The organism is Halothece sp. PCC 7418 (genome assembly GCF_000317635.1).
Lineage (GTDB): Bacteria > Cyanobacteriota > Cyanobacteriia > Cyanobacteriales > Rubidibacteraceae > Halothece.
Window position 1 is genome coordinate 191,614 of the sequence record NC_019779.1, and the last position, 18,136, is coordinate 209,749.

16 protein-coding genes, 1 tRNA gene and 1 pseudogene are annotated in these 18,136 nt (G+C 44.9%); 10 read left to right on the forward strand and 8 right to left on the reverse strand.

Translation table 11 applies throughout. From position 1 onward, the window contains the following. Positions 1-51: 51 nt before the first annotated feature. A complete protein-coding gene (locus tag PCC7418_RS21075; RefSeq protein WP_255348272.1) occupies positions 52-180 on the forward strand; it encodes a hypothetical protein in 129 nt (42 codons plus the stop codon). A 95-nt stretch (positions 181-275) separates the two neighbouring features. Here PCC7418_RS21075 and PCC7418_RS00855 read toward each other — a convergent pair whose 3' ends face one another. Continuing rightward, complete coding sequence (locus PCC7418_RS00855) at positions 276-788, reverse strand: DUF4112 domain-containing protein (RefSeq protein ID WP_216086661.1); 513 nt, start codon at positions 786-788, stop codon at positions 276-278. A gap of 26 nt (positions 789-814) precedes the next feature. Between PCC7418_RS00855 and PCC7418_RS00860 the strand changes: the two genes are divergently transcribed. Then, positions 815-885, forward strand: a tRNA-Cys gene (locus PCC7418_RS00860). Between the two features lie 27 nt (positions 886-912). On the opposite strand, the gene purM is transcribed toward PCC7418_RS00860, so the two are convergent. Continuing rightward, positions 913-1,938, reverse strand: coding sequence for a phosphoribosylformylglycinamidine cyclo-ligase (gene purM, locus PCC7418_RS00865; RefSeq protein ID WP_015224284.1), 1,026 nt, complete (start codon positions 1,936-1,938; stop codon positions 913-915). Positions 1,939-2,399: 461 nt separating this feature from the next. Between purM and PCC7418_RS00870 the strand changes: the two are divergent. After that, positions 2,400-2,690 (forward strand): annotated as a pseudogene (locus tag PCC7418_RS00870) (septal ring lytic transglycosylase RlpA family protein); the annotation flags it as partial. 304 nt (positions 2,691-2,994) lie between these two features. Beyond that, on the forward strand, positions 2,995-4,560 hold the full coding sequence (locus tag PCC7418_RS00875) for a bifunctional pantoate--beta-alanine ligase/(d)CMP kinase (RefSeq protein WP_015224286.1): 1,566 nt from the start codon (positions 2,995-2,997) through the stop codon (positions 4,558-4,560). Position 4,561: 1 nt separating this feature from the next. On the opposite strand, the gene PCC7418_RS00880 is transcribed toward PCC7418_RS00875, so the two are convergent. The 3 genes from PCC7418_RS00880 to PCC7418_RS00890 all read right to left on the reverse strand — a co-directional run bounded on the left by PCC7418_RS00880 (position 4,562) and on the right by PCC7418_RS00890 (position 7,535). Then, positions 4,562-6,334, reverse strand: a complete 1,773-nt coding sequence (locus PCC7418_RS00880; protein ID WP_015224287.1) for a S8 family peptidase — start codon at positions 6,332-6,334, stop codon at positions 4,562-4,564. A 150-nt stretch (positions 6,335-6,484) separates the two neighbouring features. Further along, complete coding sequence (locus PCC7418_RS00885) at positions 6,485-6,898, reverse strand: biopolymer transporter ExbD (RefSeq protein ID WP_015224288.1); 414 nt, start codon at positions 6,896-6,898, stop codon at positions 6,485-6,487. Next, complete coding sequence (locus PCC7418_RS00890) at positions 6,885-7,535, reverse strand: MotA/TolQ/ExbB proton channel family protein (protein WP_015224289.1); 651 nt, start codon at positions 7,533-7,535, stop codon at positions 6,885-6,887. Before PCC7418_RS00890 ends, PCC7418_RS00885 begins: the two co-directional genes overlap by 14 nt. 228 nt (positions 7,536-7,763) lie before the next feature. Here PCC7418_RS00890 and PCC7418_RS00895 point away from each other — a divergent pair, with 228 nt between their 5' ends. The 5 genes from PCC7418_RS00895 to PCC7418_RS00915 all read left to right on the forward strand — a co-directional run bounded on the left by PCC7418_RS00895 (position 7,764) and on the right by PCC7418_RS00915 (position 14,382). After that, entirely contained in the window at positions 7,764-8,975 is a 1,212-nt protein-coding gene (locus PCC7418_RS00895) for an energy transducer TonB (RefSeq protein WP_015224290.1), read from the forward strand. Positions 8,976-9,042: 67 nt separating this feature from the next. Next, complete coding sequence (locus PCC7418_RS00900) at positions 9,043-10,053, forward strand: AraC family transcriptional regulator (RefSeq protein WP_015224291.1); 1,011 nt, start codon at positions 9,043-9,045, stop codon at positions 10,051-10,053. Between the two features lie 265 nt (positions 10,054-10,318). Continuing rightward, positions 10,319-12,793, forward strand: a complete 2,475-nt coding sequence (locus tag PCC7418_RS00905; RefSeq protein WP_015224292.1) for a TonB-dependent siderophore receptor — start codon at positions 10,319-10,321, stop codon at positions 12,791-12,793. A gap of 15 nt (positions 12,794-12,808) precedes the next feature. After that, positions 12,809-14,038 carry an MFS transporter gene (locus tag PCC7418_RS00910; RefSeq protein ID WP_015224293.1) on the forward strand — a complete coding sequence of 410 codons (1,230 nt, stop codon included), beginning with the start codon at positions 12,809-12,811 and terminating at the stop codon, positions 14,036-14,038. 23 nt (positions 14,039-14,061) lie between these two features. After that, the gene (locus PCC7418_RS00915; RefSeq protein ID WP_015224294.1) at positions 14,062-14,382 is read left to right on the forward strand and encodes a DUF2470 domain-containing protein; all 321 of its coding nucleotides are present in this window, start codon (positions 14,062-14,064) and stop codon (positions 14,380-14,382) included. A 38-nt stretch (positions 14,383-14,420) separates the two neighbouring features. Here PCC7418_RS00915 and PCC7418_RS00920 read toward each other — a convergent pair whose 3' ends face one another. Next, positions 14,421-15,800 (reverse strand): FAD-binding oxidoreductase, encoded by a 1,380-nt coding sequence (locus tag PCC7418_RS00920; protein ID WP_015224295.1) that lies wholly within the window; start codon positions 15,798-15,800, stop codon positions 14,421-14,423. Between the two features lie 379 nt (positions 15,801-16,179). Continuing rightward, positions 16,180-16,725 (reverse strand): AMIN domain-containing protein, encoded by a 546-nt coding sequence (locus PCC7418_RS00925; protein WP_083885353.1) that lies wholly within the window; start codon positions 16,723-16,725, stop codon positions 16,180-16,182. A gap of 50 nt (positions 16,726-16,775) precedes the next feature. On the opposite strand from PCC7418_RS00925, the gene PCC7418_RS00930 reads away from it, so the two are divergent. Next, positions 16,776-17,504, forward strand: coding sequence for an ABC transporter substrate-binding protein (locus PCC7418_RS00930; protein ID WP_396275480.1), 729 nt, complete (start codon positions 16,776-16,778; stop codon positions 17,502-17,504). A gap of 72 nt (positions 17,505-17,576) precedes the next feature. Here the strand turns inward: PCC7418_RS00930 and PCC7418_RS20815 are convergent, their stop codons facing one another. Then, positions 17,577-18,128: a phycobilisome rod-core linker polypeptide gene (locus PCC7418_RS20815; protein ID WP_315862156.1), complete on the reverse strand. Its 552-nt coding sequence runs from the start codon at positions 18,126-18,128 to the stop codon at positions 17,577-17,579. Positions 18,129-18,136 lie beyond the last annotated feature (8 nt).

Here is an 18,136-nt window from a genome sequence, read left to right on the forward strand (position 1 = left end):
GGCTAAAAGCACGTGGGCGCGTGCGGCGACTTCTGTAATCGGGAACAGTCCATGTTACTGCGGAGTGGAGGAGAAATCGGTTTAGAGGCTGATGTCACGTCCTATCACAGCCAAATGCAAGGGATGACACCTAACAAGTTCAGCGAGAGTTCTGATCGTAGCAGAACCGCCATGAGTTAATTAAACAGCCCTGCCTTCTCTTACTGTTAATGAGTTAATTGCAATGACTCGTCAAAACCACTGTTAAAAGACGTTAAACTATTAATCTAGCCATCCTAAATCAAAAGAAAGGGGCCAGCTTGCAAAAGAGAAATCAAAATCCACAGACTTAAGCTCGCGAAAGCAATAATAATAAAACCGAGTCCCGCCAGTAACGCGATTAAAAAGAACCAGTCTGTTTTTTGTCGAGTTTCAGCAGAAGCAAGGTGTTTTTCTAGTAGAGCGGTATTTTTAGCATTAGCTTTCCAAAAGACATCAAAAATATCACCAATGCCTGGAATTAAACCTAAAATAGTTTCAAGGATAATATTAAAAACCATACGCCCTAAAGTAGCGCGAGAACTCCCTAAACGGGCTGCTTCAAACACAATATAACCTGATAAAAAAGCCCCGAAATAATCTCCCATTCCTGGAAATAAACCTAATAAGGGATCAATTCCAACACGGTAGGATGTTCCAGGAACTGTAATCGCATTATCGAGGAGATCGCTGAGACGGCGCACTCGCTTGAAAGCGCGATCGTCTTTTGGAAAATTAGTCTTTGCCTCTTGACGCATTTTGGTGTTCATCTGATATAATTAAAGTCCAGCTATGTGGCGGCATAGCCAAGCGGTAAGGCAGGGGCCTGCAAAGCCTTTATCCCCAGTTCGAATCTGGGTGCCGCCTTTTGATCAGCGTATTACTATGGGATTTTTATTTTAATCCTGTTACTTCTCCAGTGCCAGAAACCACTTCGCCAATATTATAAGCGGAGATTTGTTGGCTATTGAAGAATTCTATAATTTCATGCGCGATCGCGCTGGGAACAATCACCACAAAACCAAGTCCCATGTTAAAGGTGTCATAAAGGGTTTCTGGAGTGAGATTGCCTTTTTGCGCTAACCAAGTAAAAATTGGTGGAACAGTCCACATTTCAGGATTGAGATGCACTGATTGATTTTTACCGAGACAACGGGGAAGATTTTCAGGTAATCCCCCGCCAGTAATGTGCGCCATTCCGTGAATATCATATCCAGCGCGGAGGGCTGCTAAAACGGGTTTGACATAGATTTGTGTGGGTGTCAGTGCGATTTCTCCTAAAGACAGTTCCCCTAACTCTGGAAAATGATCTGACCAACTGATGTTTTGATCGGAAACAATTTTTCGCACCAAACTAAAGCCATTGCTGTGTAAGCCTTGACTGGCTAAACCGATCGCGCGATCGCCTACTTTGACCTGCGAACCATCCAATAACTGACTTTTCTCAACAATTCCCACACAAAAGCCTGCTAAATCATATTCTCCTCCTTGATAAAAGCCTGGCATTTCCGCTGTTTCTCCCCCTAACAGGGCACACCCACTGGCTTCACACCCAGCACTAATTCCTTCTACGACTGCTGTCAACTGTTCGGGTTCCAGTTTCCCAGTTGCAATATAGTCCAGAAAAAAAAGTGGCTCAGCCCCGCAAGTCAAAATGTCATTAACACACATAGCTACTAAGTCAATTCCCACTGTGTTATGGTGATCTGTAGTGTGAGCAATTTTGAGTTTCGTGCCAACGCCATCAGTTCCTGAAACTAAAACGGGTTCTGAATAGCCAGTTGGAAGCTGAAAATAACCGCCAAAACCGCCTAATTCTCCTAAAACCTCAGGACGGTGTGTTTTTTGCACTAAATCACTAATTTGCTCAACAAAAGAGCGTCCAGCTTGAATATTAACTCCAGCCTGTTGGTAATCCATTACTCAATCTCCTATGTAATATTTGTTAAACTTCTGTAATGTTTAGTTCATTAAGTTTTTGTTAAAGGAAGGTTATCATGAGATTCGGCTTAATCCCTGACCCCATCTCAGCTTATCGAATCTTGGTTTGATTTTAGATCAAGAGATAATAAGACGAGAGAACGGATATTCTTGGAGTATCCGCTCACATTCAGCCCAAAAATCTGTATTTCGTCAGATTTCTCATTTATACGTCTAGATAGAGGTAAAAAAGGCTCTCCAGTTTCAGGATGAAGTGAAGATTGAGGAGTGTTTAAGATTAAATCATGAAAAATCAACTACAAAAGTTATTAACCATTACTGTATTGACTAGTGCATTTAGTATCGGTTTTCTGGGAGAAGCCCGAGGGGTGAAAACGCCCACTGCTTCTAATCCATCCCAAACCATGCAAAGTTCTCTCTCTGAAAACCAGTTGTTAGCTCGGATGCGAGGAAGAGCCTCTTGGTATGGTTCCAGATTTCACGGTCGTCGTACCGCTAGCGGAGAGCGTTTCAATGCTTGGGCTTACACCGCAGCCCATCGCAGTTTACCCTTTGGAACAAAAGTCCGAGTCACTAATCTGAGAAATAATCGCGCTGTTGTCGTGCGGATTAATGACCGAGGTCCTTATTCTGGAGGTCGGGTGATCGATTTATCAAAAGCTGCTGCACAAGCGATTGGAATGCTTCGTTCGGGAACAGCACCTGTTCGGATCGAAGTGGTCGGGCGTTAACTCAAAACTAAGATAAGCTAAAACAGAAAGCTCAGAAACACTTACAGCGTAGGTTAGTGGTTAGTCAATATTTCTCGTTTAAAGGTGACCCTCTAAGCGTGTCAATTGGGGAAAAGGAAACTTTAACATTCATTTCCCCTCCCTGGGCAATTAATAAGAAGAGCGAAGGAGAACCTGTTTCTCCGACGTATTAGTGGTTGCTTGATAGAACCGTTCAGGCTAGATCTGAAGAATCTCCCGCTATTGCGTTTGTTAGCGGTAGAGTATCAATGACTGGTTAGTACCATTCACAGAGGAAAAGGCGGTGCGTCTATTTAGAACGATCGCGGGAGTCCGAACCCAACTCAAACCCGCATGGAAAACCGATCAAAATCTGGCTCTAGTTCCCACAATGGGGGCGTTACATTCTGGTCATCTCAGTTTGATTGAGCAGGCGGTAACTGCTAATGATGTAGTTGTCGTCAGCATTTTTGTGAATCCTTTACAATTTGAACCCAGTTCTGATTTAGAGCAATATCCCCGTCAACTCGAACAGGATTGTCAATTGTGCGAAGAAGTCGGAGTGGATATTGTTTTTGCACCGACTGTGGAAGAACTTTATCCTCATACGCCTTCAGCCCAAGGAACGCAGACTCAAGAAGAAATGACACGGGTGATTCCTCCCCCTGCAATGACCTCTCAGATGTGTGGTCACAGTCGCCCTGGACATTTTGAAGGGGTCGCAACCGTTGTCACCAAGCTGTTGAATATTATCCAACCGACACGGGCTTATTTTGGACAAAAAGATGCCCAACAGTTAGCGATTGTGCGCCGTTTAGTTGCTGACTTGAATTTTCCCGTAGAAATTTGCGCCTGTCCGATTGTTCGGGAAGCCTCAGGGCTGGCTTATAGCTCTCGCAATCAATATTTAAGCTCAGATGAGAAAAAACAAGCCCAAGGTTTATATCAAGGCTTACAACGGGCAAAACAGGCGTTTCAAGAAGAAAATATCCGCACGGCTGAAAAATTGCTGTTGTACCTCCAAGAAAATATTTCTGGTTTGCAATTGGATTATACAGCCCTAGTTGACCCTGATACCCTACAACCCCTAACCAGTGTGAATAAGAAAGCATTACTGGCTTTGGCAGCTTATGTGGGAAAGACGCGATTGATTGATAATATGATTTTGCGCGATCGCGCTCCGATTATTGCTATTGATGGTCCTGCTGGGGCGGGGAAATCAACGGTTACTCGACAGGTTGCGTATCAACTGGGATTATTGCATCTGGATACTGGCGCAATGTATCGCGGGTTAACTTGGCTCGTGCTAAACTCAGAAATTGCTCTCGATGATGAAGCGGGAATTGCAGAATTAGTCTCGCAAGCCGATTTACAATTAGTTTTAAGTAGCGATCCAGAAATCCCTGTAAAAGTGAGTGTGAATGGGAAAGATGTGACAAAAGCGATTCGCAGTTCTTTAGTGACCCGTAATGTTTCTGTAATTTCAGCGCAAAAAGCAGTCCGCGATAAATTACTGGAACAACAACGTCAGTGGGGCGAAAAAGGGGGATTGGTTGCAGAAGGGCGTGATCTTGGCACTCATGTTTTCCCCAATGCAGAATTAAAAATCTTTTTGACGGCTTCTGTGGGGGAACGGGCGCGGAGACGACAAAAGGAACTGGTGACACAAGGTCAAGAGAATATCGATTTTGAGCAATTGCAGCAAGAAATTCAACAGCGAGATACCTATGACAGCGCTCGCGCGATCGCGCCCTTGAGAAAAGCTCCAGACGCGATCGAACTGGTTACAGATGGTTTAACCATTGAAGAAGTGATCGCGAAAATTATCCACCTTTATCGCGATCGGTTTCCCATAGCTGATTCAGGTTGAGTTAAGAGAGCACTTGGTCTTGACGACTGGCTAAACGTCCTAATCCCCAACAGGATAAGGCATTGAGTAGGAGATAACTTCTTGCTAGCCAACCACTGCCTAACCCCCAGACGGCTGGAGAAACAACCGCACTAATGGCGAGAAAGGAAGCAACGCCTAAGCTCGTTCCCACCGCAAACCAACGCCAACGCGGGTTTTGCAACAGTAACAGCACTAACCCTAAAGGAATTAAAACACTAGCAAAGAACGGATTGAGAACGGGACTTCCTGGAATGGCATTACCTAACTCTGGAATCGAACTGCCCAGCACCCGAAATGGGGCTTGGGGTAAATCAAAGATATAGAAACCTTTGAGGAAAAATAAGCCCGAACTGCCAGCCACAATACCACTGGCTAGCGACCAACTCCAAGTAAAGGGAAAATAAGTCCGTAATAACCAAGCCAAGAGATACCCGCCGATGACAGTGGCTAGCTTAAAAGGTAGCATTACTGTACCGCCATCAATCCAGAAACGGGGATTGAGATAACCATTATCCCGCAGCCAACGGAAGAAGTCACGAACACTGATTTGTCCGCGCATAGCAAGTTTTACCGCTTGACCAGCATCCAGTTGTCCCACACCATAATGATTCATGGGATCTTCTTGCACTTTCCGCACCGACTGTTTTAAGACATTGAGCACTTCTGCTGGTTCAGTAATCCCTGTACTTCTCACTAATGCTGCAACACCAGCCACGTGCGGGGCTGCCATACTTGTGCCTTGATAGCCTGTAAAAACTCCCTCTCCTGTATCAGCGCTAATGGTATTTTGCACGACTTTTCCAGCTTCACTCCCGCCTGGTGCAGAAATATCAACCCCCGCCCCAAAGTTGGAATAATTGGCTTTTACCCCCGCAGCATCTAAGGCGGAAACCCCGATGACATGAGGATAACGAGCGGGATAAGCAGCAGAATTTTGGTTCGAGTTACCTGCAGCAGCAACAATCACTACATCCTTACTGTGAGCATATTTAATCGCTTCGGATAAGATATGACTATCTCCTAAACCACCCAAGCTCAAATTAATGACATCAGCCCCATTATTGGCAGCGAAACGGAGGCTCTCTGCAATATCAGCGACGGTTCCCCCACCATTGCCATCAAGGACTTTAATCGGCATAATTTTGGCTTTGTAGGCAATCCCAGCAACACCATAATTATTATTGGTTGATTGCGCGATCGTGCCAGCAACGTGCGTCCCATGTCCTACATCATCATCGGCTTGCACGCGGTCATTGACAAAATCATACCCCTTGACAAATTCCGTTTGTTTGAGATCGGGAACTGGACTCACTCCAGTATCAATCACGGCTACAGTAACGCCGTCCCCTTGTGTCTCATCCCAAGCCTGTTCAACATTAATGCTCCGAAAATTCCACTGTTGGTTATAATTGGGGTCATTAGGAATGGCAAAAGTATGATACTGGTAGTTACGGTCAATCGCTTCAGTTGTTCCTTTGAGCAGTTTTCTTAGAGAATTGAGTGTGGGGAGTTCTTCCTCTGATTTAATAATATAAACGCGATCGCGCTCGGAAAATTCACTGTTTAATTTCGTTGTCACTGAATATTTCTCTTGCAGTGCCTTTAATTTATCCTCGACAACAGACTGAGGAATATCTTCTCGAAAATCCAGAACATAAGACTGGTACGTTCCTTGATTGGCTGCGCCTGAAAAGTTCCACAGAGCAAACGTTAAGCCGAGGAAAAACAAGCCGAAAATAAGAAGTCGTTTCATGGGCTTTTGGTGAGTTGCTATTACCCGCTATTTTAGAACAACTTTTGATGAGGGCTTGTTCAAAAAGGCGCGATCGCGCTTGGTGTGGCAATCACGTCTAAATCTTGAGCAAAAGTTGTTCCCGAGTCAGAATGCTTAGTCTTGTAATCATCAGTCTGATTTCGATGGATTTGTCGTCGCGATCGCGAGTTTGACCCCTTCCACTTGTCGCAATTGATCCATAACATTTACTACTCCCCCATGAGAAACGGCTTTGTCTGCTTTTACAATGATAATTGTTTCTTGACTGTTTTCACTCATTTGTTGAACTGCTGGGACTAGCTTTTGGATGGAAATTTCTTCTTGATTCAGCGCAAGTTTTCCATTGGCTTGAATGGTAACCGTGACTTCTATTTTAGATTGTTGTTGAGCCGTATTCGCTTGCGGTAAATCCACAGGTAACCCCTGCGATCGCGTTAAGAATAAAGTGGAAATAATAAAGAACGCCAAGATTGAAAAAATAACATCAATCATGGGCAAAATATTAATCTCTAAATTCTGATCAGGTTCATTAGGAATTTGCATAAGTGGGCTGTTCTCCTTTTTCATAATGACGACGATATAGCAATTCCAACTGACCGCCATGTTCTTGAATTAAAGCCAGTTGTCGTTGATATAATCCTCGGAATAAATTGGCAAATAAAAGGGTGAAAATCGCAACCACTAAACCCATAACTGTAGAAACCAAGGCTTCACTGATTCCCCCTGTAACAGCCGTTGTACTTTCACCCCCGACTTCTCCAATTTGTAAGTTAGAAAAGGCAGTAATTAAGCCTAAAATTGTCCCTAACAGTCCTAAAAGCGGGGCGAGACTAATAATGGTTTCAAAGACTGTAGAAGACCGTTTTAAGGTGGGAATTTCCGCTTGGGCTGCACTTTCTAAGGCTAAGCGAAATTCTTCTGGGGTGGGTTGATCTAATTCTAAAGCCTCTAAAAAAATCCGCGCGATCGGTAAGTCGCCATGATTCCGCAGACGCTGGAGGGCTAAATGAGGATCTTCTTGATAAACCCGTAAGATGTCGCGGACTAATCTCGGTTGACGACGATTCAAGCGTAGCCAAAACACTAAACGTTCGATCACTAAGGCGAAAGAGAGAATGGAGAATCCTAGTAAGGGATAAGCGACCACCCCTCCCGCAGTAAAAAAATTATTGATTTCCATGACGGCATCAGATGCTAATTGTTTGCAACACTAATGTAAAATATTAAGCAATAGTTAGACTTAAATGCAAGTTTTAAGTGATTACTTTTATACGTTTAGGTTGGAAATAACCTGATTTCAAGATTTTTCAGAGATGGATCACTCACTCTGACCAAGGCTTGACTTTAGTCAGTTGTTCTTTTAACCTAGACAAAGTTATTTATAAATATTATCAATAAAAGTCGAGAGATGGGTCTTTCTCAGTTTTCGGTTCATCAACGTTCCCAAGAGCAGCGATCGCGCCAACGTTTGCTCATAATCAGTCTTTTCAGTTCTCTGCTGTTACATGGAGGGCTGAGTTTCCTGCAATGGAACGCTGAGCCTAAGCAATCACCCGAAGAAAAAGAAGACCCGATTGAGTTATTGGTTTTAGAGCCACCGAAACCTAAGCCAGAACCTGAACCAGAACCAGAACCACAACCACAACCAAAGACATCCCAACCGAGCCCATCTTCTTCTCAACCTAGAAAAAGGACAAGTGTCACTACTCCTCGCCAGAGCCAAGCGAAACCGAAGCGCAACTCTCAACCTGAACCAAAACCGCAACCTCAAACCACTTCTCAACCTAAACCGAAGCCCGAACCTCAACCCACTCCTGAGCCAAAACCGAAGCCGAAGCCCGAACCCGAAGCGACTCCTCAACCTGAGCCCCAGCCCGAACCAGAGTTAGATACCACAAGACCAGCACCGAAGCCGAAGCCCGAACCCGAAGCGACTCCTCAACCTGAGCCTCAGCCCGAACCAGAGCTAGATACCACAAGACCAGCACCGAAGCCTTTGTTAGATAATAGTGGGCTTCGATCTGAGCGAGACGAGAGTAATAATCGCAGTTCAGAGTCCAATTTGGAAGAAGCAGAAACGCAAGAACAAGTTGCAACTCAAACAGAGGGAAATCAGCCTGATCAAGGTCAATCTGAAAATGAAGGAGACAATCCTGATCATAATCCCACTGGAGAACAGCAACCAGCCAGAGCGAACCCCCCTCAACCGAGTCGCTTACCCGCAGGAGGGGGAACGCTGTTAGGGTGTGGAAGTCCGCCCAAGATTGACTTTGCAGTACAAGTGCGACCTATTGTTAGCATTCAAGTGAATCCTGGGGGATCTGTCACTGGTGCAAATATTGCTCGCTCTAGTGGTAATAGTCGGCTCGATCGCGCAGCCCTTAATTTTGCTCGTAGCTGTCGGTTTCAAGATTCTCCCAATGGTCGCGCTGGAAAAATAGCTGTCAATTTTGTTCAGGAAGGATCACGAGAAGAACGGGAAGCAAAAGAACGGGCGGAACAACAAGAGAGAGAACGCCAACTTCAACTTGAACAGCAACGACAAACAGAAGAAAATAACGATCTCCCTGAACTCTTGCAACCTAAAGAAGGGGAAGAAATGCCAGAATTATTGGAATGATTACCTTGCTATTGCAAATATTTTTTGATAAACTGGAGCTATTGATATTCGCTGAATTAATGCTCCCGTGTCACCAAGTTACTCTATCCTGTCTGTTGATGAAATCTTTCAGGAGCTTAACCAAAGTCCAGATGCGATTTCTGTGAATGGTCAGGATAGTCAATACGACAGTTCTAATATTTCTAGCCCAGTTTGTAATGGTTGGGTTCAACGATGGTCGCTGCGCTCTGGGTTAAGCCTGATGATTCGGGATTTAGAATTTGTAGAATCGGTGACGCTTGAAAGAGAACATTCCAGTCATCCTGCTACTTTAGGACTGAGTTTTTGTGTCGCTGGACAAGTCAAAAGTTTCTTCACTAATCCCAATCAAGCCATTCAATTACAGGCGGGACAAGCAAGTCTGGGCAGTTCAATGAAGCCGAGACAAGTTGAATATATGGCTCAACAGCGAGTGAGGCTGGCTCATATCCATATTCATCCCACTGCAATTAATTTGCTGAGTGATGAAATGATAGAACAAATTCCTTCTCATCTTCAAGACTGGTTTAGTGGCATTAGTACCCCGTCTTACTTTCATAGCTGTGCGATGACACCTGTGATGAAAACAACGGTCTGGCAACTTCTCAATTGTCCGTATCAGGGACTTGCTAAACGGTTTTACTTGGAAGGGAAAACTTTTGAGTTAATCGGTTTATATTTGGATCAAATCTTGAATGATCATGGTTTGCGACAGAATGTTGACAACTTGCCCTCAGACCATGTTGAGCGCATCTTTCAAGCAAGAGATTTATTAGTCAATCGTATTGCCAATCCGCCAAGACTCATCGAGTTAGCCCATCAGGTCGGACTCAATGACCGCAAGCTCAAAGAAGGGTTTCGCAGTGTTTTTGGTACGACAGTCTTTAATTATTTGCGTAATTATCAGATGGAACAATCCAAGCAACTTTTACTAACCCCAGGGACAACGATCGCGAGTGTTGCTCAAGCGGTGGGATATAGAAGCCCTGAAGCCTTTAGTGTTGCCTTTCGTCGTACTTTTAACCTTACGCCTAAAACGTATCAAATGCAACATCGGTAGCGCGATCGCAACCAATGCTAAAGTTTCAAAAGAATTATTTCCGAGTCCCCATTTATTTCATCTAAAAATTTCGGAAATAGATAAAGAGAAATTCGGCAATAATGGGGAGCTTGCGCGATCGTGCTCTCAAAAAAAAGTCCGACAAACACAGAAAAAAAGTCCGTCTCACAAAGATATTAATCTCGTTAACCGCCTATGATGGTCTTTGATTAACAAGAAAACTTATCAACAATGAATCTTGGGATTGATCTAGGAGTGTAGAAGAATGCAAACATTACGGGCTGTGTCTTTAATGATTGGGCTAGGACTCTGGACAACTCCGCCAAGTTGGGCGGAGACAGTGGTAGAAAATCCTGCTGGCTTCGCTCAAATTAAGCAGACAGCCGTTACTGAGATTATAAATATTGAGATTCAACAAACCGCAGACGGACTGACGCTACAAATGGAAACTGATGGGGAGTTGTCGGTTTCTGAAACGGTCATTGAAGGGAATCGCACAATTACGCAAATTTCTAATGCGGTTTTAGCCCAAGGAGAAGAATTTTTTGCCAGTAATCCAATAGAAGGGATTGCTTCGGTTCAGGTCACGCCTTTAGACAATAACCAAGTTCAAATCGCGATCGCGGGAACGGATACACCACCCACTGTTGACATTCGCACCACTATCTCTGGAATTACAGTGAGTGTTACCCCCGACTTAATAGAACCAATCGAGTTAGTCGTCATTCCTGTAGCAGGGGAAGATTACTTTGTTCCCAACGCCAGCACCGCCACGCGCACCGATACCTCAATTCTGAAAGTTCCACAATCCATTGCAGTAATTCCAGAAGAAGTATTGGCAGATCAGCAGGTAACGGATATTGATGAAGCCTTACGGAATCTGAGCGGAGTTGCTGTTGATTCCACTGAAGGCAGAGGCTTTAAAGTCAGTTTGCGCGGGTTTGATGGTGTACCTGTGCTTCGCGATGGCTTTCGCCTCTACAGTCCGAATGATAACGGGGATGGGGCTGGACAGAGTTTCCCAGAAATCGCCAACATCGAACGCATTGAGGTTTTAAGGGGTCTCGCTTCCGTGCTTTACGGTCAAACTGATCCTGGAGGTGCGGTTAATGTTGTCTCGAAACAACCCCTAGCTGAACCCTTTGCTGAGGTTGCATTACAGGGCGGGAATTATGGATTTGTACGACCCCGCATTGATCTCTCAGGACCTCTAACCGAAGATGATACCCTGCTTTATCGCCTCAATGCTGTTTATTCCACTGAAAATGGCTTTCGAGATTTTGAAGAGGATACGGAACGATTTTTTATCTCACCCGCTTTAACCTGGAATATCAGCAATCGTACTAATCTTAATTTGCGGTTAGAGTATTTCAACGATGATCGTCCATTTGATACGGGTTTAGTTGCCTTTGGCGATGAGGTTGCCGATATTCCGCGCGATCGCGTTTTAGGCGAACCTGACGATGAAATCTCCAGTGACTATCTGAACGTGGGTTATACGTTCGAGCATGAATTTAGTGAGAATTGGCAGTTACGAAATGCCTTCCGCTATATCCGCGATGAGGATGATATTAACGCAGTCCTAAGTTTTCCCTTTATTGGCGGACTTGATGAAACCACAGGTACCCTGAATCGAGTTTTTGCTGGGCAAGAAGTGGTCAATGAAACCAACGCCCTACAAACTAATGTGATTGGAGGATTTAATACTGGTAGCATTGATCATAAATTGCTGTTGGGTCTGGATTTAGCACGGTACGAGTTAGAATCAGACTCTTTTACCAATTTCGCCCCTCCTTTTAGAACCACCCTCAATATCTTTGATCCCGTTTATGGACAAGTTCCCCGACCCGATCGCGCTGACGAACCCAGTCGCAGCGAAACCATCAACACCGATAGTCTGTTGGTCTATCTGCAAGATCAAATTGACATTACAGATGAACTTACTGTAGTCGCGGGTTTTAGTTATGAAACCGTTGATCAAGAAAACATCTTGAATGATGAAAGCGAAACCCTAGAGGAAGATGCGTTTAACCCCCGCATCGGAGTCATTTATCAGCCTGTGGAAAATATTTCCCTGTATGCCAACTATTCCCAGTCTTTTCTGCCCAACTCTGGGACAACTATTGAAGGAGATCCCCTGCAACCCGAAGCAGGAGAAGGGTTTGAGATTGGAGTCAAAACAGAATTACTCAACCAAAATCTCCTAGCAACCCTTGCCTACTTTAATTTAACCAAGCGTAACGTTGCCACAGCTGACTTAACGGATCCCCGATTTTCCGTTGCCACAGGAGAACAACAAAGCGAAGGTATTGAACTTGATGTCAGTGGTGAAATTTTACTGGGATGGAATATTATCGCTTCCTACTCTTACATTGATGCCGAAATCACAGAAGATAATCAGTTTAAAATGGGTAACTCCCTCGCTGGCGTTCCCGAACATAGTGCCAGTTTATGGACAACCTATCAGATTCAATCGGGGAATTTAGAGGGACTAGAGTTGGGCTTTGGATTCAATTGGGTGGGCGCACGTCAAGGCGATTTGAGCAATAGCTTTGAGCTTGATCCCTATTTCGTTTTAGATGCTGCGGTTTCTTATCAGCGAGAGAACTGGCAGTTTGCCCTCAATTTGAAAAATTTGTTCGATACGGAATATATCGTTGGCACACCTCGCACTCGCACCCGAGGCATTGAACCAGGAGATCCGTTTACCATCATTGGCTCATTTAATTACCAGTTTTAGCAAAATCTCACAGTTATGGCTCAAACCATGCAACGCGGTACTAAGTTTATCCTTCTCACCAGTCTTTACACCTCACAATTCCTGCCCTCTGCTTTCTTTTTTCGTGGATTACCCATCTTTATGCGCCAGCAGGACACTTCCCTCGAAGTGATTGGTTTACTGGGCTTCCTGACTCTCCCTTGGATGCTGAAATTTCTTTGGGCCCCTCTAGTTGATCTCTATGGTTCGAAAAAGTGGGGACATTATAAATCTTGGATTGTTGCAACCCAAAGTTTACTCGCCTCTGTCTTGGTCATTTGTTCTAATATTGATGTCTCAGAAAATGCAGCGTTACTATTCGGAGGGGTATTTGTAATTGTCACCTTAGCTGCAACCCAAGATATCGCAACCGATGCCCTAGCATTTAACTTACTCGCGCCCAGTGAACGGGGTTGGGGAAATGGCATTCAAAGTGCCGGTCGCGCTGTGGGGGGTATCATCGGCGGGGGAGTCATGCTACTGATTTTGAATCAACTCGGTTGGCATCTCAGTTTGTGGATTCTTGCTGCAACAGTTCTCCTTGCCCTCTTCCCCTTATTAAGATATCAGGAAAATGAGAATTACAGTTCCCCAAAAGAAACTCCAAGCGCTGCCTACCACACATTGAAAACGCCCGCTTATTTCCAAACCCTGCTGAGCTTTTTTCGTCGCCCTGGTGTCTTACCGTGGCTTTTATTTATTTGGCTCTATGTCACGGGTAACAGTATTGCCAGCAGTATGTTTCGCCCCTTACTGGTTGATGTTGACTTATCTCTAAGTGAGATTGGCTGGATGGTGGGAATTGTTGGGTCAGGGGCTGCGATTATCGGCTCTTTTGTCGCAGGAGGGTTAATTCAGCCTTTAGGACGCAGACGATCGCTGGTTATTTTTGCATTGTTTCAGGCGATGGCGGTGCTAGCTTTAATCCTACCCGCCATTGGCATCACCCATCAAGCGGTTTTATATACGGTTTCCAGTGGTGAGTTATTTGCTCGTAGCTTAACCAGCACGGCTCTCTTTACGGTGATGATGGACAAAAGCCGTGGTGAAAGTGCAGGAAGTGACTATACGCTGCAATCTTCGGCTTATATGATTGGTCATCATATTGGTATGCCTGCCTTTAGCGGTTTTATGGCCTCTAGTGTCGGATATACAGGAGTCTTTTCGATGAGTTTCCTATTTTGTCTCCTTGGGGCTTGGCTCGCCACAAAAGTCAAGTGCGACTAAAAATCAATTAATTGAGGTCTATCATGTCAAATCATGCGTCCCAAGGTGCTCCCTTGAATGAGAAACTGTTGGCAAAAATCTCAGCGCATCTCAATGAAGATCACTTAGACGATCTGCTAGCCTGCGCCAGAGTCATGGGAGGATTAACTTGGGCTGAACAAGCAACCGTTGTCAGTCTCGATACTACAGGCATTAATCTAGATGTAAGCGGTTGTGAAAAAAGGCAATCCTTGCGCCTTGAGTTTCCGACTCATGTAGAAGGAGTCCTGAGTTTAAGACGCACCTTAGAAAATATGATTACTGAAAGTCGTGCTCAGTTAAGCTGGCAAGCAAAGCAAGACTAAATTAACCCGTCACCTCACCATAAGCGCGTCAGGGATTATCAAGCTGGTTTGATATTATGATTCAAATGGAAGATGTTCTCTGGATCATATTGGGCTTTGACCATAGCCAATCGCTGATAATTTTCTTGTCCGAACCCAGCGACAACACGATCCTTGCCCTCATCGCCAATGAAGTTGAGGTACACCTTACCACTTGCCCAAGGTTTCAGATCGGTTCTGATGTCGTGAGCCCATTGTCTGCCCTGATCATCATGATTAGGATTCTCCCAAAGACCAAAGGGATGAACACACCAAGGGCTTTTCCGCCATGGAATTGGGTAGTTGGAGGGGCCACGGGCAATCATGCCTCCTTGAGGAATCAGCACTTGTTGAGAAGGAGAAGGAATAATCATGTCTTGGGCTCGGGCACAGAACCGATTAACTGCTTCATCTGGAAACGTGTCTAAATACTCAGCAGACCAGTAGTTGCGGTAACCAGGCGGACCATCGAGCATGCACTGGAGTTCAGCATAAGGCATTTCGGCAATGAACTCTCCTTCATGACCGAGGGCAAGTAGTGGAGCCATAACGCGATGCGCCTCTGTTTCTACTCCAGCGTAAACCACAAGCATTAAGAACGTCAGCTGATCGACAAGATGGCTTGGCACAAACTCCTCAGCAGGTCCCGTTAGATAAATTGCACCACCACCGATTTCATCTGGTGCTGAGGCAATGAACTCACGGTAAGCTGGCAGAACGTTGATTCCTGCTTCGGCTGACCACAGCAAGAGGGCTGCTGTCACCACCGATAGTTCGTGTAGGCGGAAGGTTAATGATGTTGCTACTCCGAAGTTACCACCTCCACCATGAAGCGCCCAGAATAATGCAGGATTTTCAGTTTCACTGGCATGGATGACACTGCCATCTGCTGTCACCAAATCGACAGCGAGGAGATTATCACAAGCGAGCCCCATTTTACGAGCGAGCCAACCGTCACCCCCACCCAGGGTCAAACCACTAACGCCAGTGGTAGAGACCCGTCCCCCAGTTGTCGCCAGCCCATAGGGTTCAGTAGCGCGATCTAGATGGCTCATCGTTGCTCCGCCAGCGACAGTTACCGTGCGAGCTTCTGGATCAACAGATACCGCATTCATCCGTCGGAGATCGATGACTAGACCATTCTCTGTGAGGGCTTTACCCGCAACACTATGTCCTCCTCCACGGACTGCTATCTCAAGATCATGGTCACGAGCGAAATGAATTGAATGTATAACATCGTCAACGTCAGCACACTGAGCAATAACGCTAGGGTGGCGGTTAATCATCCCATTGAAGATTGTTCTCGCCTCATCATAGGTAGGCTGATCGGGGAGAATAATTTCTCCGTTAAACTGTTGACGAAAGCGACCAAGGTCAGATTGAAGCGTTTGCAGCGTCATGTTGATCCTCCTCTTGTTGATACAAAGAGTATAGGGTTGTGATATATACCTAGTTAGAAGCCCTTGCAATCAGGCTAAGCCAACATGAAGGTTGCCGACACATCTGGGCACTTGTACTGCTTCGTAGAAAATAGGCTTGATGTATCTGATGCGAGGCAAAATCAGTCTAGATCAAGGTGGCAAATTTTAACACTGATGACTAGAACCTCAGCACTGGCACTTAAGACTGCTGGATTGGACTAGCGACAAAAGCTATTGAGAGGTATTTACTAGAATCTTAGCCCAACTCAGAGGATTGTGAATCTGGGAGTTTAGGATTTTTAACCTTGCTGGTGTTATTTAAAAACAAGCGCATTTGCGAAACATGGACGGAGTTCACTCATACAAGGGATAATTGAGCAAAGGTCTCGCGCATCCGACGACTCCACCGTAAGACGACTAATTCAATCACCTCGCCCTCAGTTTCACCGCCAACAGGAGAAGTTGGTGTACTGGGTTGGGAAGGGTTAGAAGCGGTGGGTGTGCTTTGATTGAGACCTACCACTAACTGATTGTCTTCAGTGGTTATCGCGATATCAGGAACATCCGTTTCCCCTGTAATCGTGACGCGGACGTTGTTAGCGTAACGTTGGCTGACTGCAATTGATGCAATACCAGGGGCGGGATTGTCTTGCTGAAAACTCTCTCCTTGGGGGAGATTGAGTTGGGTATTGATTAAATCTAGCGCGATCGTTTTCCCATAACGGGTTTCAAAGGTTTCAGGAGTTGTTTCATTATTAGTTTCTAAAACAAGATTGATCCCCTCTGCAGTGGAATTAATCTCCACATCTGTGATTGAAATAGCTTGGGCATAAGCGGTATGAGCGCTAAAAACAGACGCAACCGTCCCTAAGCTAACGCCCATGATTACGTTAAACTGTCTCATAGATAAATTTTTTATTAACCTTAGGGATTCAACCCGTTGGTGTTGCGGATATCAAGGGATATCAGGAATATGTGAATATTCCGCTTAAACTTTCAGAAAATGTTCAAGAGGTGGGAACCCGCCAAGAGCCGAATTTAGAAACGATCGCGCAACTGCAACCAGATTTAATTTTAGGGGTTAATTTTCGTCATCAAGGGATTTTATCAGCGTTAGAAAGCATTGCACCCACCCGCTTATTTAATGCGTATCCCGATGAAGTCACTCAACTGACACGCATGAAAGCAATCTTTTTAGAAGTGGCAAAATTAACGGATCAGACAGAAGCAGGAAAGACACAACTCCAACAACTGGAAACAATATTTCAGGAGACTAAAGCAGAATTAAAAGAACAAGCCGTCACAGAACGTCCGATTGTTTTAGCGGAATTTGTTCCTGATACCTCTCCGATTCGGATCTTTACTGATGATGCTTTAGCGATTCAAATTCTCAGCGCGATCGGATTAGAAAATGCTTGGGATGGAAAATTTAGTCAATTTGGCTTTAACCGCATTGGAATTGAAGCCTTAACTAAACTTGAAGACGTTAGTTTTCTTTATGTTCCCCCTGATGAAAACCAAGAGATTGAACAAGAAATTACGACTCATCCTATATGGGAAAAATTAGAATTTTTCAAAAACAATCAAGTGTATCGTTTATCTGGAGATACTTGGTTATATGGGGGCGTTTTAAGTGCGGAATTATTAGCTAAACAACTGCGCGATCTCCCCTTATCATCATAAAAATGACTCCCCTCCAAACTTGAAAAGGGAGTCATTATCAAGATCAATTGATTGGACTACATCATCCACCCATTAGCGGTTATTTTCCTTCGCATAAGGAACAACCATGTCTCCAAAGAAACGGTTGTATTCTGCACCATCAACCAGATAATCAACCACTGCACTTAAACCTTGTTCAGCGAAGAGAGTTGTCATCTGATGAACTTCAATTCCGCTTGCACTCCGTCCCAATAGATGGCGATAGAGACACTCAACGACCTTCGGATCAGGATAAGGAGAAACAAAACGTTCTTGATAAACATCAGATGTTGCTAGTGCTTTCACAAACTCCCGCACAGTGCAATTGCCAGCGAGCAGGGTTGCTTCCCATGCTTCTAAACGGAAGTCCTCAGGAACATTATCATAAGGAACATCCAGAATTTGAGCATAAATCCCATTAATGACCGATTGAGTTTTCGCTGCACTGGCTTGGGGAGAATGGCGGAAAATACGCGCCACAGTTGCCGTTTCTTGAGCAGCTTCTAGCGTATTCATCGATCGCGCTAACTCTAAATAGTTAGTGACTTGTCCCGCACCATTCTGTCCGTTCGCCTGACTCGCTAAAGGTAACTTGCTGTTATCCATTTTGGCGC